Source organism: Mangrovimonas futianensis (genome assembly GCF_021245805.1).
Lineage (GTDB): Bacteria > Bacteroidota > Bacteroidia > Flavobacteriales > Flavobacteriaceae > Mangrovimonas > Mangrovimonas futianensis.
In genome coordinates this window covers 75,658-95,648 of sequence record NZ_JAJJNF010000008.1, presented here as the reverse complement: position 1 = coordinate 95,648, position 19,991 = coordinate 75,658, and the positions used below count along the sequence as shown (strand labels likewise).

19 protein-coding genes and 1 other RNA gene are annotated in these 19,991 nt (G+C 35.3%); 12 read left to right on the top strand and 8 right to left on the bottom strand.

Features of this window, described 5'->3' with window-relative positions:
* Positions 1 to 113: 113 nt before the first annotated feature.
* The 6 genes from LOK78_RS13665 (at position 114) to LOK78_RS13640 (ending at position 4,657) form a co-directional block, all read left to right on the top strand.
* A complete protein-coding gene (locus LOK78_RS13665; protein WP_232635350.1) occupies positions 114 to 626 on the top strand; it encodes a glutathione peroxidase in 513 nt (170 codons plus the stop codon).
* Entirely contained in the window at positions 623 to 1,087 is a 465-nt protein-coding gene (locus LOK78_RS13660; protein ID WP_166958886.1) for a TspO/MBR family protein, read from the top strand. The genes LOK78_RS13665 and LOK78_RS13660 overlap by 4 nt, the downstream gene beginning before the upstream one ends.
* A gap of 2 nt (positions 1,088 to 1,089) precedes the next feature.
* The gene (locus tag LOK78_RS13655) at positions 1,090 to 1,560 is read left to right on the top strand and encodes an SRPBCC family protein (protein ID WP_232395515.1); all 471 of its coding nucleotides are present in this window, start codon (positions 1,090 to 1,092) and stop codon (positions 1,558 to 1,560) included.
* The gene (locus LOK78_RS13650) at positions 1,557 to 2,858 is read left to right on the top strand and encodes a cryptochrome/photolyase family protein (RefSeq protein WP_232635269.1); all 1,302 of its coding nucleotides are present in this window, start codon (positions 1,557 to 1,559) and stop codon (positions 2,856 to 2,858) included. Before LOK78_RS13655 ends, LOK78_RS13650 begins: the two co-directional genes overlap by 4 nt.
* Before the next feature lie 104 nt (positions 2,859 to 2,962).
* Complete coding sequence (locus LOK78_RS13645) at positions 2,963 to 3,922, top strand: alpha/beta fold hydrolase (protein ID WP_232635268.1); 960 nt, start codon at positions 2,963 to 2,965, stop codon at positions 3,920 to 3,922.
* 204 nt (positions 3,923 to 4,126) lie between these two features.
* The gene (locus tag LOK78_RS13640; RefSeq protein ID WP_232635267.1) at positions 4,127 to 4,657 is read left to right on the top strand and encodes a hypothetical protein; all 531 of its coding nucleotides are present in this window, start codon (positions 4,127 to 4,129) and stop codon (positions 4,655 to 4,657) included.
* 133 nt (positions 4,658 to 4,790) lie between these two features.
* Here LOK78_RS13640 and fahA read toward each other — a convergent pair whose 3' ends face one another.
* Entirely contained in the window at positions 4,791 to 6,083 is a 1,293-nt protein-coding gene (fahA, locus tag LOK78_RS13635) for a fumarylacetoacetase (protein ID WP_053971932.1), read from the bottom strand.
* Between the two features lie 199 nt (positions 6,084 to 6,282).
* Here fahA and glyA point away from each other — a divergent pair, with 199 nt between their 5' ends.
* Entirely contained in the window at positions 6,283 to 7,557 is a 1,275-nt protein-coding gene (gene glyA, locus LOK78_RS13630) for a serine hydroxymethyltransferase (RefSeq protein ID WP_053971931.1), read from the top strand.
* A 55-nt stretch (positions 7,558 to 7,612) separates the two neighbouring features.
* Here the strand turns inward: glyA and LOK78_RS13625 are convergent, their stop codons facing one another.
* From LOK78_RS13625 to LOK78_RS13610, 4 genes are all read right to left on the bottom strand, one after another.
* Positions 7,613 to 8,575, bottom strand: coding sequence for a hypothetical protein (locus LOK78_RS13625; RefSeq protein ID WP_232635266.1), 963 nt, complete (start codon positions 8,573 to 8,575; stop codon positions 7,613 to 7,615).
* 37 nt (positions 8,576 to 8,612) lie between these two features.
* The gene (locus LOK78_RS13620; RefSeq protein ID WP_232635265.1) at positions 8,613 to 10,166 is read right to left on the bottom strand and encodes a hypothetical protein; all 1,554 of its coding nucleotides are present in this window, start codon (positions 10,164 to 10,166) and stop codon (positions 8,613 to 8,615) included.
* A 62-nt stretch (positions 10,167 to 10,228) separates the two neighbouring features.
* On the bottom strand, positions 10,229 to 10,618 hold the full coding sequence (locus tag LOK78_RS13615) for an acyl-CoA thioesterase (RefSeq protein ID WP_232635264.1): 390 nt from the start codon (positions 10,616 to 10,618) through the stop codon (positions 10,229 to 10,231).
* 8 nt (positions 10,619 to 10,626) lie between these two features.
* Entirely contained in the window at positions 10,627 to 11,655 is a 1,029-nt protein-coding gene (locus LOK78_RS13610) for a glutaminyl-peptide cyclotransferase (RefSeq protein WP_237692851.1), read from the bottom strand.
* Between the two features lie 94 nt (positions 11,656 to 11,749).
* Between LOK78_RS13610 and ffs the strand changes: the two genes are divergently transcribed.
* The 3 genes from ffs (at position 11,750) to fsa (ending at position 13,467) form a co-directional block, all read left to right on the top strand.
* An RNA gene (gene ffs, locus LOK78_RS13605) (signal recognition particle sRNA small type) lies at positions 11,750 to 11,848 on the top strand.
* 92 nt (positions 11,849 to 11,940) lie between these two features.
* Positions 11,941 to 12,744, top strand: coding sequence for an SDR family oxidoreductase (locus tag LOK78_RS13600; RefSeq protein WP_232635263.1), 804 nt, complete (start codon positions 11,941 to 11,943; stop codon positions 12,742 to 12,744).
* 66 nt (positions 12,745 to 12,810) lie between these two features.
* Positions 12,811 to 13,467 carry a fructose-6-phosphate aldolase gene (gene fsa / locus LOK78_RS13595; RefSeq protein WP_053971925.1) on the top strand — a complete coding sequence of 219 codons (657 nt, stop codon included), beginning with the start codon at positions 12,811 to 12,813 and terminating at the stop codon, positions 13,465 to 13,467.
* A gap of 76 nt (positions 13,468 to 13,543) precedes the next feature.
* Here fsa and LOK78_RS13590 read toward each other — a convergent pair whose 3' ends face one another.
* Positions 13,544 to 15,043, bottom strand: a complete 1,500-nt coding sequence (locus tag LOK78_RS13590; RefSeq protein ID WP_232635262.1) for a TlpA family protein disulfide reductase — start codon at positions 15,041 to 15,043, stop codon at positions 13,544 to 13,546.
* A 101-nt stretch (positions 15,044 to 15,144) separates the two neighbouring features.
* Here LOK78_RS13590 and LOK78_RS13585 point away from each other — a divergent pair, with 101 nt between their 5' ends.
* Positions 15,145 to 16,770, top strand: coding sequence for an ABC-F family ATP-binding cassette domain-containing protein (locus LOK78_RS13585; protein WP_166958906.1), 1,626 nt, complete (start codon positions 15,145 to 15,147; stop codon positions 16,768 to 16,770).
* 32 nt (positions 16,771 to 16,802) lie between these two features.
* On the opposite strand, the gene LOK78_RS13580 is transcribed toward LOK78_RS13585, so the two are convergent.
* Positions 16,803 to 17,036, bottom strand: a complete 234-nt coding sequence (locus LOK78_RS13580; RefSeq protein WP_053971923.1) for a DUF2007 domain-containing protein — start codon at positions 17,034 to 17,036, stop codon at positions 16,803 to 16,805.
* A gap of 185 nt (positions 17,037 to 17,221) precedes the next feature.
* Here LOK78_RS13580 and LOK78_RS13575 point away from each other — a divergent pair, with 185 nt between their 5' ends.
* A complete protein-coding gene (locus LOK78_RS13575; protein ID WP_053971922.1) occupies positions 17,222 to 17,413 on the top strand; it encodes a cold-shock protein in 192 nt (63 codons plus the stop codon).
* 55 nt (positions 17,414 to 17,468) lie between these two features.
* Here LOK78_RS13575 and pheT read toward each other — a convergent pair whose 3' ends face one another.
* Positions 17,469 to 19,895 (bottom strand): phenylalanine--tRNA ligase subunit beta, encoded by a 2,427-nt coding sequence (pheT, locus tag LOK78_RS13570; protein ID WP_232635261.1) that lies wholly within the window; start codon positions 19,893 to 19,895, stop codon positions 17,469 to 17,471.
* Between the last annotated feature and the right edge of the window lie 96 nt (positions 19,896 to 19,991).

Here is a 19,991-nt window from a genome sequence, read left to right as displayed (position 1 = left end):
AATCTTAAAAAGATGGTTAAACAATGAATTTAGGATTAAATTTATAAGAAGTAAAAATCTAAAACAGTATTAAACAACGAATGAAATATCTCACTTTAATTATCGCATTTACTATGTTTTTTAATTGTAAAACAAAAGCTCAAAATGAGCCAAAAGAGTCCATTTATGATATCGCAATAAATAGCCTTTCTGGAGACCCTATCGATTTGGGTCAATTTAAAGGCAAGAAATTACTATTTGTAAATACGGCATCCGAATGTGGTTTTACACCACAGTATGCTGAACTTGAAGAGCTGCATAAAAAATACCAAGACAAATTGGTCATCATTGGTCTGCCTTGTAATCAATTTGGAGGTCAAGAACCTGGAAGCGCTTCAGAAATTCAAAGCTTTTGCCAAAAAAATTATGGAGTGGATTTTTTAATGACAGAAAAAATTGATGTTAAAGGCGAAAATCAGCATCCTTTATACAAATGGCTCACAGACAAAGATATAAATGGTGTAAAAAGCTCCTCTGTCAAATGGAACTTTCAAAAATATATGGTTGATGAGAATGGCCATTTTGTAGATGTTTGGTACTCCATTACCAAGCCAATGAGCAGTAAAATAACCAAATATGTAGAATGAAAATTTTAAAACTCATCTTATTATTTCTCTTGATCAACTTTGCTAGTCTTGCTTTAGGTAGTTGGTTAATGGATAATGGTCCGCAATCCTTGTGGTACATGGATCTCAACAAAGCGCCTTGGACCCCCGCTGGTTGGGTTTTCGGTTTTGCTTGGACCTTAATAATGATTTGTTTTTCAATCTATCTGGCATTTTTATTCAAAGATCATGACTCTTGGCCTTTGCGAGGAATTTTTATCTTCCAGGTCATTTTCAATGTCAGTTGGAACTATGTATTTTTTAACCAACATTTGATCTTTTGGGGACTGGTAGTTATTTCCATTCTATTTTTAATTATCACTTATCTCTTTTTCAAATTCAGAATTGAAAACATGAGAAAAGCCCGTTTTCTATTAATGCCCTATTTATTATGGCTCATTGTAGCCATTTCTTTAAACGCCTATATCTTTTTGGAAAATTAAAAATGGCCTTATACCAATTACATAAATTTCAGAAATTACCTATTTCTATAGAAGAAGCTTGGGATTTTTTATCCAATCCAAGGAATTTAAAAGTGATTACACCCGATTATATGGGGTTTCATATTCTTTCTGGTGCGGATAAAGACATGTATCCAGGACAGATCATTCAATACATTGTAACGCCCGTTATGGGCATAAAAACCAAATGGGTTACAGAAATCACCCATGTGAAAGATTACGAATATTTTGTTGATGAACAACGGTTTGGCCCTTATGCACTATGGCATCACAAACATTTCATAAAACCCATTCCTGGTGGAGTTGAAATGGAAGACTTGATTGATTATAAAATTCCTTTTGGCATCTTTGGTCAATGGACCCATCCCATTATGGTACGTCCCAAATTGGAAGAAATTTTTGAATATCGAAAAAACAAACTTGTCGAACTTTTTGGAGCATACAAAAAACCATGAAAGAACCCATCAACTTATTTTGGTTTAGAAGAGATTTAAGGCTTGATGACAATTTGGGATTCTATCATGCCTTAAAAAGTGAGCTTCCTGTCTTACCCATTTTCATCTTTGACACGCAGATTCTTGAAGGTTTGCCTAAGGATGATGCGCGAGTTACCTTCATTTTTGAAACGCTTCAGAAACTTAGAAAGGAATTGCAAAAGGAACATGACAGTTCCATTGCCATCTTCCAAGGTACGCCAGAGGACGTTTTTGAAGACCTTAGTGCAACATATGAAATAAGTGCCGTTTTCACCAATCATGATTATGAGCCTTATGCCAAAGAACGGGATGATGCCATCAAAAACTTACTTTCTCAAAAGGACATCCAGTTTAAAACATTTAAAGACCAAGTCATTTTTGAAAAAGACGAAGTGGTAAAGGATAATGGCAATCCCTATGTGGTTTATACCCCTTATATGAAGACGTGGAAGGCCAAATTTAAAACCACTGATTTAAATATTTATTACACCAATTCCTATTTGGATAATCTGATAAAAAATACACGGTTGCCTAATTTGGATTTAAAAGATTTGGGATTTGAAAAATCTTCACAAACTATTGAAGATTATGATGTCACCCCTACTCTAATTCATGACTATAAAGACACCAGAAATTTTCCTGCTGTTGATGGTACATCTAGGTTGGGTCCCCACTTACGTTTTGGAACGGTAAGTATTCGGAAAATGGTTAAAAAAGCTATTGCAGACAAAAACGAAACCTTTTGGCAGGAACTAATCTGGAGGGAATTTTTCATGCAGATTTTATGGCACTTTCCACATACGGTTCATGAAAGTTTTAAGTCAAAATATGACCGAATCCAATGGCGGAATAACGAAGAGGAATTTAAAGCTTGGTGCGCCGGAAAAACGGGATATCCTTTAGTGGATGCCGGGATGCGCCAACTGAATGAAACAGGATACATGCACAACCGGGTGCGCATGGTGGTTGGCAGCTTTTTGTGCAAACATCTTTTAATAGACTGGCGTTGGGGCGAAGCCTATTTTGCAGAAAAACTGCATGATTATGAGATGGCAAGCAATGTGGGCAACTGGCAATGGGTGGCTGGTTCTGGTGTGGATGCTGCTCCTTATTTTAGGATTTTTAATCCTACCACACAAATTGAAAAATTTGACAAAGACCACAAGTATATCAAAAAATGGGTCCCTGAATACCAAGAACTAAGCTACCGCCAGATTGTACACCACAAAGAAGCTAGAGAGCGGTGTTTAAAAACCTATAAAGCGGCTTTGGATTAGTTTCTTTAGGAAAACTCACTTAATTCAAATCCACCAAATCGATAAAATAACCAACTCCTTCTTTAAACATTTAAACAAAAAACAGTACACAATACAATATAACCATGTATAAAATCTCCCCTAAAAGATTGTTTTTATGGCTTGCTCCAATCCTGCTATTTATTAATTGTACCGACAAATATGCGGAGTACAGAAAAGAGCCAGAATATATTTCAAAGCCAACTGCCTTAAATGAAGCTTACTTTAAAGCGTATGACGAAACCTTAAATTTATGGCAGGTCTCTTTTGAGGAATTGTATATCTCAACCACTTATGGTACTGCACATGTTATTGTAAGCGGACCTAAAAATGCAGAACCTGTAGTGTTACTGCATGGAATGAATGCAAGTTCCACTATGTGGTATCCAAATATAGAGACTCTTAGTAAAAACCATAGGGTGTTTGCTATTGATTTTATTTTGGAACCCGGAAAATCAAACTTAGAAAGGGATATTGAAAGCGTAGAAAATGTCACCGATTGGTATGAGGAAGTAATAGCTACTTTAGAATTGGACAGTTATCATTTAATCGGTGCTTCTCGAGGTGGCTGGTTGGCTGTTACCATCGCCTTAAACAAAAACAACAACGTTAAAAGTTTAATATTATTAAGTCCGGCGCAAACATTTACATGGATTAGACCCAGTATGGATTTATTTAAAAATTTGGTCTCCTTATTTTCTTCCGAAGAAAAGCAAATCGAACAAACTATAGAAAGCATGTCTACCAAGGTAGATCAAATAAGTGACATCTATTTAAAGCAGTACAAATTAGGTTTAGAAAAAGAATCTGAAAACAAGTTTATAACGAGTATGCAACCTTTTTCAAATGACGAATTAAAATCATTACAAATGCCCGTATTAGTGTTAATAGGAGACGACGATGTGATTAACGGAGAGAGAACCGTTGAAATCGCCCAAATGCTACCAAAAGGAACAGGTGAAATAATTCAAAATGCCGGACATTTTTTATCTATAGATCAGGCAGAAATTGTGAATAAAAAAATGCTAGAATTTTTAAAGAATTAAGGTGATAACAAAACCGTCTATGGCATATTGCTGTTAATATATAACAACAATCGTATAGATTGACATCTTAAATCCACGACATTAGCCAACCTAATACAAACAGGCTTAGAAAAAAGGGATATATTTATTCCAAAATGAAAAGATGGTCATAATATGACGTATCCCAAAATTAAAATTATTCTTACGAGGTCTCATTTCTTCCTTTTGGGAATTGGAATAATAAATTGGATTTCAAAAAACATATTTGAATTTAGCCTAAATTACAAGTTAGCCTATATTATTACCCTTTTAATATTTACAAGCGGACTTACTCTATTTTTGTGGAATCTAAAACCTTTCAAAAGAATTGGAATTTATTATGGTTATTATTTCATTACACCACTTTTGACTTTATTTTTTTGGTTATTTGGTGGAATATTTTTAGCCCTAATTAGTGCGGTAATTCTTTATCCTATTTACCCGAACCAAATTGTAACTATATCCAAAAACTTTACTGTATATCAAAAATTTCAAGGGTTTATGGGACCGTGCTGTCCTTATGAAATTACTGAAAAACATTTATGGCTAATTGAAGAGAAGTTAAGCGATATAGATTTTCATGATGACATACATATTCATTCTATCAGTTACCCCAAAATTAACGATGATGAATTAATAATTGTATACGACAAATATGATTTCCAAGTAGATAATACTATAACCATTGATACGATTATAACACGGAAAAGAAAATAAATCTTTGGTCAAATATATAAACCTATAGCGTGGATCTAAAATCATAGATTTAACCTCACGACCCTTAGATTGAAATAAAAAAAGGTGCTCAAAATTTGAGCACCTTTTATTTTATTATAAAATCAATATAATCTTATTTGTGTTTCTTCGGATTAAAAACGGGTAGCAGTTGGGTTGATACTTCTCCAAAACCTATTCTAACACCATTTTTTTCACAATGTCCTCTCATGATCACCGTATCGTTATCATTGATAAACTTACGTTCTGAGCCATCTTCCATGGTAATCGGTTTGGTTCCTCTCCAGGTTAATTCCAACATCGATCCATAAGAATCTTCGGTTGGTCCAGAAATGGTTCCACTTCCCATTAAATCTCCTGAATTCACCGGGCAACCGTTCACGGTATGATGTGCCAATTGCTGTACCATGGTCCAATACATATACTTGAAATTGGAACGGCTTACAATGGTTTCTTTTGCCTTTTTAGGTTTGATAGCTACTTCCAATTGAATGTCATAGCTTTTCTTTCCTTTGTACTGCAAATAAGGTAACTGAGGTGCAATGGGCTTAGGTCCTTCCACTCTAAAGGGTTCTAAAGCATCCAAAGTAACAATCCATGGTGACATGGATGATGCAAAGTTTTTAGCCAAGAATGGTCCTAATGGTACGTATTCCCATTTTTGAATATCTCTGGCCGACCAGTCATTAAACAAGACCAAACCAAAAATATATTCTTCAGCTTCCTCAATAGGAATAGGTTCTCCTATATCATTTGCCGCCGTAGTTACAAAGGCCATTTCCAATTCAAAATCAACTAATTTGGAAGGTCCGAAAACTGGCGTTTCACTACCTTCTGGCATCGTTTGGCCTTGTGGTCTGTGCACCGGAATTCCCGATGGGATGATAGACGAACTTCTACCATGGTATCCCACTGGAATGTGCAACCAGTTTGGCATTAAAGCATTGTCTGCTCCTCTAAACATGGTCCCAACGTTGGTAGCATGCTCTTTACTTGAATAAAAATCGGTGTAATCACCTACTTGCACAGGCAATTGCATTTCAATTTCATCCAAACGGAACAACACAATCTCTTTGTGTTTTTTATTATTCTTTAAAGAATCATTTTCATCATCAAAAATCTCAGCAATTCGATTTCTAACAGCTCTCCATGTTTTTCTTCCATCCGCAATAAAATCGTTCAAACTATCTTGAAGAAAAATATCATCCGTTAATGGGATTCCATCAAAATACCCCAATTGGTGTAAAGCCCCTAAATCTATAGCGGTATCACCTATTCGGGTTCCAATAGTTATAATGTCATCACGCGTTAAAAACACCCCAAAAGGAATGTTTTGGATGGGGAAATCTGAATTCTTATCAACATGCAACCAAGATTTTCTATTAGGATTGTTGGCTGATAAAGGCATATTAAATTTATTTTTTGTTAGTTAAATGTTCGTAAACCTACATAAAATAATTGATTTTGTAGACAAATTCAATTAAAAGTAGAAACCAAGGAAAATTGTTAATTTCTCGGTTAAAAATTGAGTGAGTAAATATATGTTTTTTGGTGTATTAAACTAATGGATTTAGTATTTTTGGGGGATTTTTAACAAAAGACAAAAAATGCAACGAGACGAACAAATCTTTGAGCTTATAGAAGCTGAACACGAAAGACAATTACATGGTATAGAATTGATTGCATCAGAAAACTTTGTAAGCCCACAAGTGATGGAGGCTGCAGGTTCTGTGTTGACAAACAAATATGCCGAGGGATATCCTGGAAAACGTTACTATGGAGGCTGTGAAGTGGTAGATGAAGTTGAGCAAATCGCCATAGATCGTGCCAAAGCTTTATTTAATGCCGAATATGTAAACGTACAACCACACTCTGGAAGTCAAGCCAATACAGCAGTTTTTGCTGCTTGTTTGAAGCCAGGTGATACCATATTGGGATTTGATCTTTCTCATGGTGGACACTTGACCCACGGGTCTCCCGTAAACTTTTCGGGTAAACTATATAATCCGGTTTTCTATGGTGTAGATAAAGAAACTGGTATTATTGATTATGCCCATGTTGAAAAGGCAGCCAAAGAGCACCAACCTAAATTGATTATAGCTGGAGCCTCTGCCTATTCTAGAGATATGGACTTTAAGAAGTTTAGAGAAATCGCTGATAGCGTGGGCGCTATTTTAATGGCTGATATTTCACATCCTGCGGGATTGATTGCTAAAGGAATTTTGAGCGATCCGCTTCCACATTGTCACATCGTTACAACTACTACGCATAAAACCTTGAGAGGTCCTCGTGGTGGTATGATTATGATGGGGAAAGATTTTGACAACCCATTTGGATTGACCTTGAAAAATGGCAGTTTAAGAAAAATGTCTTCGCTTTTGGATTCAGCCGTATTCCCAGGAAATCAAGGTGGACCATTAGAACACATTATTGCTGCTAAAGCTATTGCCTTTGGTGAAGCTTTAACTGATGAGTTTTTAACTTATACCTTACAGGTAAAAAAGAATGCCGAAGCCATGGCAGCCGCTTTTGTTAAAAGAGGTTATAACATCATCTCTAATGGAACCGATAACCACATGATGTTAATCGATTTGAGAAACAAGGATATTTCAGGAAAAGATGCTGAAGAGGCTTTGGTTAAGGCAGATATTACCGTAAACAAAAACATGGTACCATTTGATGACAAATCCCCTTTCGTCACTTCTGGAATTCGTGTGGGAACACCAGCCGTTACAAGTAGAGGTTTAAAAGAAGGAGATATGGAAACCATCGTTGGTTTAATTGATGACGTTATCACAAACTATCAAGACGAAGCCAAGTTGGAAGAAATCGCTTCTAAAGTCAATGACATGATGAGCGACTTACCATTGTTTGCTTCCTAATTTTAAAGAAATCATTCTATTCATAAAAAAAGCCTGCTAGTACTAGCAGGCTTTTTTATTTATTCTTCTTAATAGGAATTTTAATCTGAAAATCAATACTAATTAAATGTTCATATTGAAACTTGGTTTCAGGATAAACTTGAAGAAATGTTGGTTTGTAAATAACTCCTGCGCTAAGTATTCTATTGAAATTTAAATAGCAATTGCCTATTAGTCCAACAGCATGAATGATGGACTTTTCTCCATTCCAAGGATCTGGATCATCTTCATCAAATTCTTCAAATTTCCATCGATTTATACTATAATTTAAACCATAACCTACATTCAATCTATGTAGAATTTTGTTATCCGTAAGTGACAAATAATATGTATTCAATTTTTCATCTGAAAATAATAATCTTCCTGAGGAGAAAGCCAGACTCATATTAAAATATTTATCTTCTCTATAATAATAATCAAACCCCGTACGAAAACCAAACACCCCCGTTTGCACTCTAACACCATGTTGTTCTGTATCCATATTAAACCCATTTATGGAAGGGATAGATATCACTAAATTCATATCACCTGGTGTCCTAAGAAATTCTCTTTTAAAATAATTAGCAATTTTCACTCCCTTTTCTCTTATAGGCGGGAATATTGTATAAGTGGTATCTTGTGAACTTAAGAAAATTTCTTTCCCATAGTAAAATCGTTTTTGGTTCGTAAAATCTATTCCATATGTTACTGGAATGAAATGAAAACCCAAAAGATTAGCAAACAGAAATGTACTGTTAGGTGATGTTTTAACCAGGTAATCTTTTTGAATTGAATCTGAAGTAAGCCATATCAAATTCAAATCCTCTTTAGACCTTTCAACAACTACATTTGCCGGTAGAGGATAAATTGAATCATATATTTTCACTTTTGAGCCTGACACATCTGAACTTACAGACAACTCATAAGTTTTCTTCTTTAAGATTGTAGCACAAGAAGTTATGATTAAACACAACAAAGTGGATAAAATGATCTTTTTCATAGCTATCAACTAAGATAGCAAATTTGTATTTGAAATATCAAAAACTAGTATGCTGATAAGCGCCCGCATCAGGAGCAACCGTTCTATTGACATTTAAAATATCGTTGGGCACCTCATTGGCAAAATCAGAATCTCCAAGATTGATTGCACCGGAATTGTCCCCAATAATCATATCATTGTTATACGGATCCTTAAAAACCGGATCGTCATTATATTGATTGCCTATATAATGATTGGTATCACCAAAATCATAGTTGGGTCCATCAAAAGCGTTGGTTGGGTCATCAAATCGAATCAAACAATGATTGAATCTAAAGTTAAAAACCACGGCACTATCAACGACTTCATCTAAAATAATCTCGGGATTATCATTGCCATAAATGATACAGTTATTAAAACTGGCCTCCGTTAGATCTGCTAAATATAACGTGCCATTGCCATCCTCTTGAAAATTATTAAGTAGTACCGATGGGAATTGTCTAAAACTATTATTCCAATAATTGGCAATCGTACTATGCGTAAAACGATATTTACCACCCAAGGTTCCTGCAAAAGAGGACAGTCCTGAATAATTAATGACAACGTTCTCCCCGGTAATGGATGTATTTCTACCTAAAATCCCATAATTACTGGAGTTATAAATTTGGGTATTGGTCAGCTTTAATTTCTCATTGACTTCATTGGGATTTCCATCACTTAAAATAGCCACTGAACCATTTTTGATGGTGGCATGATGAATTTCATTATTCACACTCCCTTCAAATAACCATATGGTTCCCCACTGCCCCGGAACATCAGAAAAAAGGGGTTCCAAACGATCTCCTTCAAATATGACTTCGTTTTCCATTAGTTCGGCATCCTCACTAAAATCTCCTTGTACTCGCAGCGATGCACCTTCAGCCACTAAAATTCCCGAATCGGCATGAAAATGGATTCTGGCACCAGCCTCAACCAGTAAAGTTTCGTTATTAGGTACCGCTGCATAGCCATAAATAACATAGGGCTTTTCATTGGTAAATACCAATTCCTCTGGAAGCAAATATCTTCCTTGTATATCGGTTTCCACGGTTTCGCCACCAATATTTAAGGATAAGGTTTCTATGACTCCCGTGGTATTATCCCGATCTGGATAGATAAAAACCGCATCTTTTACAAGCGTGACCAAATCTACCTTTTGAGACGTGATTCCTGTATTGAATTCAATCACATCAGTGTATAAAAATTCGTTATTGGAATTGGGTAAATTATTAATATCTATGGTCGTTTCAATAAAAATAAACATGGAATCTTTAGCTAGCATTTCCACGTTTTCAAACTCCCTTCCTGCAATTCCATCTACATTTAATCGATACTCGGAATCCTGCCCCAATCCTAACCGAATGGACGGGATGGTAATGGCATTATCTGAGCGATTATAAACTTTTAAGTTATAAGTGCTTGACCCAATATTGGTAAAAACGGTATCCAGATAAACAGTGTCTTTTGAAAACTCCAATCGATCTGTGTAATTATCAAATTCCAAGTCTTTTCTACATGAACTGGCCAAAAGAACAAGGACCAGAGCACTAAATGTATAAAGGAATGATTTCATTAATTAGTAGTTAAGTCTTCAAAAATATAACTTTTAAAAACAAGATTTAGTATAACAAGCGGTTAATCAAACAATTCAATAATCTCTTTTGGTATTCTATTTGGCTTTAAGGTATCTGCATTCATAAAACACCATTTGGTTTCAGATTTAGCCAACAACATCTGGGTTTCTACATTATAAAATTCCACGATGCGAAAGGAATAAATACCTTCAGTTTTTCTCACATAAGTTCGCATAATAATTTTATCGTGAAGTTTAGCTTCCTTCTTATACTCGATATGGTGTGAAAGCATGACCCAAAAAAAGTGATCATTGATATCTTTGGTTGTTTCTTTTTGCCAATGTTCTTTGGCCATGTCTTGAACCCATTGCACATAACGAATGTTGTTGACATGTTGAAGTTCGTCTAAATCTTCCTCAGAAACTGTAATTATTTTCTCAAGACTGTTCAATGATAGTTTTATTTTTCTACGATTTCAACCTCAAATAATTTGTCCCATCTTTTTCCAGTCACAAATAAGGTTTTGGTTTCTGGATTATAAGCAATTCCATTAAGTACATCCAGTTTTGGGTGTTGGGTCACTTTATTATGTAAAGGTGTAAAGTCTATAACGCCTTCAACAGCGCCATTTACTGGATTGATAATAGCTACCCCATTTTTCTGCCAGCGATTTGAGTAAATCTTGCCTTCTACCCATTCCAGCTCATTAAGCTCAACCACTTTACCTTTGCTATGATATGCCTGAACATAACTTTCTTCCATAAGCGTTTCTGGATTTAGGGTCCAGATTTTTTCAGTCCCATCACTTTTATAAAGCACTTGACCATCATTGCATATCCCCCATCCTTCTTTACTTTCATTGTATTTGAAGGAACTTAATTTTTCAAAGGAATTGGCATCATAAACAAAACCGGTTCCGCGCTTCCAAGTCAATTGGTAAACCTTATCATTCATGACCGTTAGACCTTCTGCGAAATATTCTTTAGGTAAATCATAATTCTTAATGACCTCTCCTGTTATATAATCTAATTTACGCAATTTAGATTCCCCATACTGGCCGGTACTTTCATATAATTCACCCTTATAAAATTCCAATCCTTGGGTATATGATGTGATGTCATGTGGATATTCATTAACAATATTAAAGGTATAAACTTTAGGTGCCATATCATTCATGACCGTAATAGTCTGCTGTATGGTTTCTGGCTCACCGTCCAAGTTGACTTGTGCTACCAATTGGTGTTCTCCCAATCTGATATTACTTAAATCAACAGATGAAGACACGGGTTTTCCATCAAAAGAAAAAGTCACCTCTCCCAAATCATAGTTTTTAGGATTGTTCAAACTAAAATCCATAGTATTTCCAATAGTAAATACATGATTTTCCGAATTTGTTTTGACCGAAAGACTCTTCTTTTTCTCGGTAGAACTACTGCCACAAGAAATAGCTAGGGCACTTAAAAATATGATAGTAAGACTTTTAAACATCTCTATGTTCTAATAAATATTCAGGGCAAGTTATTTATTAAAATTCAGTTTAAAAAATTATTGTGAAACAATTAAAATGTGGTATCTTTGCACCCGGCAAGTCCTACACAACCAGCTCCTGCTTAATCCTCCAGGACGGGAACGTAGCAAAGGTACGCGGTCGTAGCGGTGTGATGTAGGTAGCTTGCCTTTTTTTGTACCCCAAAGTGAAGGTTACACTACTCCAAACACTATCAATTTCTCAATTATTTACTTACTTTTGGATGCAAAATCAACCTAAAATTTATGTCTAAAGTTGTTTTAATAACGGGCGGTTCATCTGGAATTGGAAAATCAATTGGAGAATTCTTAATGGACAAAGGCTTTACAGTTTATGGTACCAGCCGAAATCCAGAAAAATATCCAAATAGTAAATTACCTTTAGTTGCCTTGGATGTGGCTCGTGTAGACTCTATTGACTCGGCTGTCAAGCAAGTGATAGATTCGTCTGGTCGATTGGACATCCTAATTAATAATGCCGGAGCGGGTATCACGGGACCCATAGAAGAAATTCCCGAGCAGGAAATCAAAAGGAATTTTGAAACCAATTTCTTTGGTCCTATCAACGTTATAAAAGCAGTGCTTCCCCAAATGAGACAGCAAGAATCGGGTTTGATTATTAATATCACATCTATTGCAGGATACATGGGCCTTCCCTATCGAGGTGTCTACAGTGCTAGTAAAGGCGCATTGGAACTGATTACGGAAGCCTTTAGAATGGAGCTAAAACCTTTCAACATAGAAATGACCAATGTGGCCCCTGGGGATTTCGCAACCAATATAGCTGCTGGAAGATATCACGCACCAGTTTTAGAAGATTCTCCATATAAAATGGCTTATGGCAATACCTTGAAACTTATGGACGACCATGTAGATTCAGGAAGTGACCCCAAACAAATGGCCGAAGCAATCTATAAAATTATTAATACGGATAAACCAAAAGTGCATTATAAGGTGGGAGAATTCATGCAAAAGTTCTCCATTTTTCTAAAACATATTCTACCAGACAAACTATATGAAAAACTCCTTATGAATCATTATAAATTGTAATTTTGCAGCGCAATATTTCAAAACAAAATAAAAAGTGTTATTTTTACACTTATAAACACAAGCACTATGAAATTTTTTATTGACACAGCTAATTTAGATCAGATTAAAGAAGCACAAGATTTAGGAGTTTTGGATGGCGTTACAACCAACCCATCTTTAATGGCAAAAGAAGGTATTACCGGCCATGATAATATTATGAAGCACTACGTAGACATCTGTAATATTGTAGATGGTGATGTGAGTGCCGAAGTGATTTCTACCGATTTTGAAGGTATGGTTCGTGAAGGTGAGGCTTTGGCCGAATTGCATGACCAAATTGTTATTAAGCTTCCTATGATCAAGGATGGAGTTAAGGCATGTAAGTACTTTTCTGATAAAGGTATTAAAACCAATGTGACCTTAGTATTTTCTCCAGGGCAAGCCTTATTGGCTGCCAAGGCTGGTGCAACCTATGTTTCTCCATTTATTGGACGTTTAGATGACATCTCTACGGATGGTCTAAACTTAATTTCTGAAATCCGTCACATATTTGACAATTATGGATATGAAACCAATATTTTAGCGGCTTCTGTGCGTCATACCATGCACGTTATCGACTGTGCTAAAATTGGTGCTGATGTTATGACTGGACCATTAAGTTCTATTACTGGTTTACTTAACCACCCATTAACAGACATTGGTTTAGAAAAATTCTTAGCTGATTACAATAAAGGAAACAAATAAATTTAGTTTCCGCATTCTATAAATAAAAAAGCCTCAGAAATTCTGAGGCTTTTTTTTATAAAGAATTTTTCTTTTTCTATTGATTCAACATGCCCAACAGTTGCTCTTCAAAATCATAAGAGAACATATTGGTATGCGGATTTATAATTTTTCCATCTTTATCGATAATCATGACCTTATTCATAGGGTAAATCGCCAATCTTTTTTGAGCCTGGGCTACATTCTTAAATAAGTACTCATTATCAGTGTTGGTTTTATATTTTTTCAACACCTGTTCCCAAGTGTTCACATCATGAAAAGACGTATTGATGGCCAAAAAGTTGACCTCTGGGTATTTCACCTTCAATTCCTTTGCCTTTTTATGACAATCTTGAAAATAATTCATGTAAGCATTAGACCAAAAATATAGCACCTTGGGCTGCCCATTTCCTCCCACATTCTTAAGGTCCACTTCCTCCCCTTTGGTATTATAAACCGCAATATTTGGCAGGTAGTTACCAGGCTTCAATTCTTTTAAAGAATTAATGACATTAGAAACATAGTGTTTATGATCTTCATTAGAACTTTTTGCTAAAAAGGACTGCAGCAATTCATCATAATCTCCCACATTCTTATTGTTACTTATAAATTCCATGGTGGCTCGTAGCAATAAAGGATCCTTAATACTAGGCTCTTGAATCAAACTATCTATTAAATTTAATCGTGTGGTACTATACCCGGCACATTTTCTGTTAAAGACGCTATCCTGTGAGTGCTTGAAATGTTTAGCCAAGGCCATATTTTCAAAATGTCTTTTTAGAAAATAGTAATATGGAAAGTAGCCCTCTACTAAGGTGTAATTATAATTGACATCCTTTCTGAAATCATAAAAATCCTTAGGTAACGACTCTATGATCTTCTTTTCACTTTTAGAATAATTGGCAAAAGGATAAACTTCTTTACTTAAATAATAAGCATAATTAATATTCACCTTTGCAATTTCGTCAAACAATTCGGAGGGTGTGTTTGAATCATCAAACTGTTTCAGCTTTTTAATTTTATCCTTCCTCATGGAATCCACCTTCTCTTCAAAGTCTCTAGGTGGTAATTGACTGAATCCTAACAAGGCTCGCTCTTCGTTTTCCCCATCAAGGAACATCTCAATTAAAAAGTTATTCTTCTTGGCGCCCTTTCCTGTATAAACCAAAGATTCATCAAATTCCAATGTATTTAATCTAAACATGATGCTATCACCAGGTTCAATTAAAACCATCTGAAGCTCATTGGCATCACCTGCAACAAGTTCAAACGTGTATAAACCAGGCTGCAAGTCATTTATTTTATAGATAAATCTATTGTTTTTATCCAGTCTTAAGGTATCTATCCCTTTCCCAGATTTAGAAAGAATAACCCGATCATTTTTGGGATTAATGATTTCCCCTCCAAAGTAGGCAGTATCTGTTGTCGTGGAAATATCTTTTTCACACGCAACAAAAGTCATTAAGGACATCAATATCGCTAAATGACATAGATTTCCTGATGAAAAAATGTTTATCCCTCTTCTTTTCATGGTATCAACAAAAGTAAATGTTGCCACCTAACGATGTTGTTAAGGCGTTGTTAAATATTATTATGACTACATTTCTTTTATGTTGGCCCTTCTTTTTCTACTTTTGCAAAAATTTTAAGTAAGCGCATATGTTATCAGTTTCTAATTTATCTGTCCAATTTGGCAAACGTGTTCTTTTTGATGAAGTTAACACCACCTTTAATGAAGGCAATTGCTACGGAATTATCGGTGCCAATGGTGCAGGTAAATCTACATTCCTTAAAATATTATCTGGTAAAATGGATCCAACCTCTGGTCATGTTCATTTGGAACCAGGAAAAAGAATGTCCGTTTTAGAACAGAACCATAATCTTTATGATGAACATTCTGTTTTAGAAACTGTTTTGATGGGAAACAAACCCTTATTTAAGATTAAAACGGAGATTGATGCCCTTTATGCTGACTATACAGATGAAAATGCTGAAAAAATTGGGGAGCTACAGGTGCAGTTTGAAGAAATGAATGGATGGAACGCAGAAAGTGATGCAGCCGCTTTATTGTCCAATTTGGGTATTTCTGCTGATATGCATTACACCTTAATGAAAGATTTGGATGGAAAGCAAAAGGTAAGAGTGCTTTTAGCTCAAGCCTTGTTTGGAAATCCCGATGTGCTTATTATGGATGAGCCTACAAATGATTTGGATTACGAAACCATTAGTTGGTTGGAAAATTTCCTTGCCAATTATGACAACTGTGTCATAGTGGTTTCTCACGACCGTCACTTTTTGGATGCCGTATGTACACATATTTCAGATATTGATTTTGGTAAAATCAACCATTTTTCTGGAAACTACACTTTCTGGTATGAATCTTCGCAATTAGCAGCAAAACAAAGAGCACAACAAAATAAAAAGGCAGAAGAAAAGAAAAAGGAGCTGGAAGAATTTATTAGAAGATTTTCTGCTAACGTGGCTAAATCAAAGCAAGCTACATCCAGAAAGAAAATGATAGAAAAGTTGAACGTCTCTGAAATCAAACCTTCCAGTAGACGCTATCCTGCCATCATTTTTGAAAGAGAAAGAGAAGCTGGGGATCAAATTTTAAATGTTGAAAATCTATCTGCCTCCTTAGATGGTGAATTGTTGTTTCAAAATGTAGATATTAACCTCGCCAAAGGCGATAAGGTAGTTGTATATTCTAAAGACTCTAGAGCAACAACTGCTTTTTACCAAATTCTAAATGGCAAGCAAGAAGCAGATTCTGGAAACTTTGCTTGGGGTGTTACCACCAACCAATCCTATTTACCGCTAGACAACAGTGAATATTTTGAAAATAATTACTCGCTTGTAGATTGGTTACGTCAATGGGCCAAAACGGAAGAAGAAAGAGAAGAAGTTTTTATTAGAGGCTTTTTAGGTAAAATGCTTTTCAGTGGTGATGAAGCTTTGAAAAAATCAAATGTACTTTCTGGAGGTGAAAAAGTAAGATGTATGTTGAGCAGAATGATGATGATAAGAGCCAATGTGTTGATGCTAGATGAACCTACAAACCATTTGGATTTGGAAAGTATCACGGCTTTTAATAACTCACTTAAGAATTTCAAGGGAACCGTATTATTAACTACCCACGACCACGAATTTGCACAAACAGTTGGTAATCGCGTAATCGAATTAACTCCAAATGGTGTTATTGATCGATATATGACGTTTGACGAATATATGGAGGATAAAAAAATTAAGGAACTCCGTCAAAAAATGTATGCTATCGAAGCATAATTATTAAAAAAGCCTCTTAAAAAGAGGCTTTTTTATTCTTGCAACTCGGTGGTCACACTTTCCACTATTGGAATAGCGGCCTCAAGTTCATCTTCACTTACAAATAATTCCTGATACCCAGGTACTGAAGATCCAAAGCCAGCCAATCTACCTGACTCGGTTTCATCTTTAACGATAGGGGTTATTCCTATTGCCGTAAGCTTATCCACAATTAATTGTGCTATAATAAAGCTTCCTGTATAGATTTTACTGTAGGATGAATCCATAACTTTTTTATTTAAACATTATACCTAAATATACGAAATATCCTTTATAAGTGCATGGTTATCGGAATTCTTAATTTGAAAATTTAACTGATTGAAATTCAATTTTTTTATTTTTTTCCTTCTCTTAACCTAAACATCAAACTAAAAGACTATATTTATACTTTAATAATTTTTTTAATAATATAATGAGTAAAGGTACAGTAAAGTTCTTCAATGAATCTAAAGGATTTGGATTCATCGTAGAAGACGAAACTAACAACGAACATTTTGTTCACGTTTCCGGATTAATCGACAAAATTAGCCAAGGTGATGAAGTAGAGTACGATTTAAGGGAAGGTAGAAAGGGTATGAATGCAGTAAACGTTAAGGTCATCTAGATATTTTAGCTTATTGAATTCGAAAAAATAAAGCCTGCATTTGCAGGCTTTTTTCTTATCTCAATTCAGCTCCCAACTGCTTTTCAAAGTTGGTTTGAAGCTTACTCATAATCTTATCAATTTGCTTATCTGTCAAGGTCTTTTTCTCATCCTGTAATGTAAAACTTACAGCATAACTCTTTTTCCCTTTAGGTAAATTACTTCCTTGATAAACATCAAATAAATCAACATCTTTCAAAAGAACCTTCTCCGTTTGCGAAGCTATTTTATCAATATCCTCAAAGGTTACATGCTCATCAATTAATAAAGCAAAATCCCTTCTCACCTCAGGATATTTTGGAATTTCAGTATAGGCAACCTTGTTATGTTTGGCCATATCAAGAACATGGTCCCAATTAAAATCTGCAAAAAGAACATGTTGGTCGATTCCAAACTTCTTCAAAATAGATTTTTTAACCAGTCCAAACTCCACTAAAGTTGTTTTCCCTATTGACAAACTGATACCTTCACTAAAAACATCATTTTTAAAAGGTGACACTTTAAATCTATTTAATCCCAAGCGAGACAAAATAGCTGTAACAGTTCCCTTCAAAAAGAAAAAGTCACTCGGTTTTGCGGCTGCGTTCCAACGCTCCTGAAGCTTATCTCCAGAAACTAAAACCGATAATTTTTTGAATTCTTCTCTCTTTCCACCAAAATCAAAATACGTTTTACCGAATTCAAACAATTTTAAATTATCACGTCTTCTATTGATATTATGACTGACAGCTTCCAGACCTGAAAACAGTAAACTTTGTCTCATAACACCCAGGTCATTGCTCAAAGGATTCAACATTTTCACCTGTTGCTCTTCTTTTAATTGTTCGCTTAACTCAGAATATTCTGGAGTTGTCAAAGAGTTTGATAAAATTTCATAAAAACCTTGAGACACTAATTGGTTCCCTACTACATTTTGCAACTTATAATCCTCAAAGCGACTGGAATTTGAAATAGAAGCGTTTAATTTTTCTGTGGTTTCTATATTGTTATATCCGTAAACTCTTAAAATCTCTTCAATAACATCAACTTCCCTTTGCACATCATTGCGGTATGCAGGAATAGTCAATCCCAAACCAGCCTCAGTGACATTGTTAATTTTAATGTCCAAGGATGTCAAAATTTGCTTAATTGTATCTTTTGGTATTTCCTGTCCGATTAATTTGTTGACATGGTCAAAGGTTAATCTAACTTGAAAATCGTCTATTTTTTTAGGATAAAAATCCATGATGTCACTAGATATTTTCCCGCCCGTCAACTCAACAATCAACAAGGCAGCTCTCTTTAAGGCATATTCAGTAATATTTGGATCTATTCCTCTTTCAAATCTGAATGACGCATCGGTATTTAATCCATGGCGTTTGGCTGTTTTTCTGACACTCACCGGATTGAAATAAGCACTTTCCAAGAAAATACTTGTTGTTCCTTCTGTCACTCCGGAATCTTCACCTCCAAAAACCCCTGCAATACACATTGGCTTTTCAGCATTACATATCATTAAGTCATCTTCATGAAGTTCACGTTCTATGCCATCCAAAGTTTTAAACTTGGTTCCTGTGGGCAACGTTTTAACCACTACTTTGTTCCCTGTAATTTTAGTGGCATCAAAAGCGTGAAGTGGCTGACCTAATTCATGGAGCACATAATTGGTGATATCTACAACATTATTTTTAGGAGTTAATCCTATAGCCTTCAACCTGTTTTGTAACCAGGCCGGAGATTCTTGAACCTTTATTCCTGAAATCGTTACACCACAATATCTAGGAGCCAGTTTTTTGCTTTCAATCTCAATATCCACCTTCAAAGTTCTGTTGTCTACATGAAAAGCACTTACTGACGGCGTAATTAATTCAGAATGAATATCATTTTGTAAAAAACCTGCCTTTAAATCTCGTGCCACTCCATAATGACTCATGGCATCAGCTCTGTTTGGAGTTAAACCAATTTCAAAAACATGGTCGTTTTCTACATCAAATATCTCAGAAGCCAAGGTTCCAGGTTTTAAGTCCTCGTTCAAAACCATAATACCGTCGTGAGAGGTTCCTAATCCAAGTTCATCTTCAGCACATATCATTCCATGACTAGCCTCTCCCCTAATCTTTCCTTTCTTAATTTCCCAAGATTCACCTTCGGCAGTATATAACGTTGTTCCAATGGTAGCAACCGGAACTTTTTGTCCTGCTGCTACATTTGGTGCTCCACAAACAATCTGTAAAGGCTCTCCTTCTCCTATATTGACTGTGGTGACCTTTAATCGGTCGGCATTTGGATGCTGAACACAGGTTAAGACTTCTCCAACCACAATTCCTTCCAAACCTCCTTTTACAGATTGAAAAGCTTCTATCCCTTCAACCTCGAGACCTAAATCTGTAAGTAATTCACCTGTTTTTTCAGGTGTCCAATTTATCTTAATGAATTGTTTTAACCAGTTGTATGAAATCTTCATAAGTATGTTCTAATATAGGGTGGCAAAGATAAAATATTGTGTAGAGGTATCAAATATTGTCGTGAAATTTGTAGATAATTTCACGTTATAAATCCT

Coding starts and splice junctions, on each gene's coding strand:
- glyA (WP_053971931.1), top strand. CDS start 6,283: ATGCAACGAGACGAACAAATCTTTGAGCTTATAGAAGCTGAACACGAA.
- pheT (WP_232635261.1), bottom strand. CDS start 19,895: ATGAAGATTTCATACAACTGGTTAAAACAATTCATTAAGATAAATTGG.
- fahA (WP_053971932.1), bottom strand. CDS start 6,083: ATGCCTTTATCAGCCAACAATCCTAATAGAAAATCTTGGTTGCATGTT.
- LOK78_RS13650 (WP_232635269.1), top strand. CDS start 1,557: ATGAAAGAACCCATCAACTTATTTTGGTTTAGAAGAGATTTAAGGCTT.
- fsa (WP_053971925.1), top strand. CDS start 12,811: ATGAAATTTTTTATTGACACAGCTAATTTAGATCAGATTAAAGAAGCA.
- LOK78_RS13655 (WP_232395515.1), top strand. CDS start 1,090: ATGGCCTTATACCAATTACATAAATTTCAGAAATTACCTATTTCTATA.
- LOK78_RS13610 (WP_237692851.1), bottom strand. CDS start 11,655: ATGTTTAAAAGTCTTACTATCATATTTTTAAGTGCCCTAGCTATTTCT.
- LOK78_RS13575 (WP_053971922.1), top strand. CDS start 17,222: ATGAGTAAAGGTACAGTAAAGTTCTTCAATGAATCTAAAGGATTTGGA.
- LOK78_RS13660 (WP_166958886.1), top strand. CDS start 623: ATGAAAATTTTAAAACTCATCTTATTATTTCTCTTGATCAACTTTGCT.
- LOK78_RS13625 (WP_232635266.1), bottom strand. CDS start 8,575: ATGAAAAAGATCATTTTATCCACTTTGTTGTGTTTAATCATAACTTCT.
- LOK78_RS13585 (WP_166958906.1), top strand. CDS start 15,145: ATGTTATCAGTTTCTAATTTATCTGTCCAATTTGGCAAACGTGTTCTT.
- LOK78_RS13620 (WP_232635265.1), bottom strand. CDS start 10,166: ATGAAATCATTCCTTTATACATTTAGTGCTCTGGTCCTTGTTCTTTTG.
- LOK78_RS13580 (WP_053971923.1), bottom strand. CDS start 17,036: ATGGATTCATCCTACAGTAAAATCTATACAGGAAGCTTTATTATAGCA.
- LOK78_RS13665 (WP_232635350.1), top strand. CDS start 114: ATGTTTTTTAATTGTAAAACAAAAGCTCAAAATGAGCCAAAAGAGTCC.
- LOK78_RS13645 (WP_232635268.1), top strand. CDS start 2,963: ATGTATAAAATCTCCCCTAAAAGATTGTTTTTATGGCTTGCTCCAATC.
- LOK78_RS13600 (WP_232635263.1), top strand. CDS start 11,941: ATGTCTAAAGTTGTTTTAATAACGGGCGGTTCATCTGGAATTGGAAAA.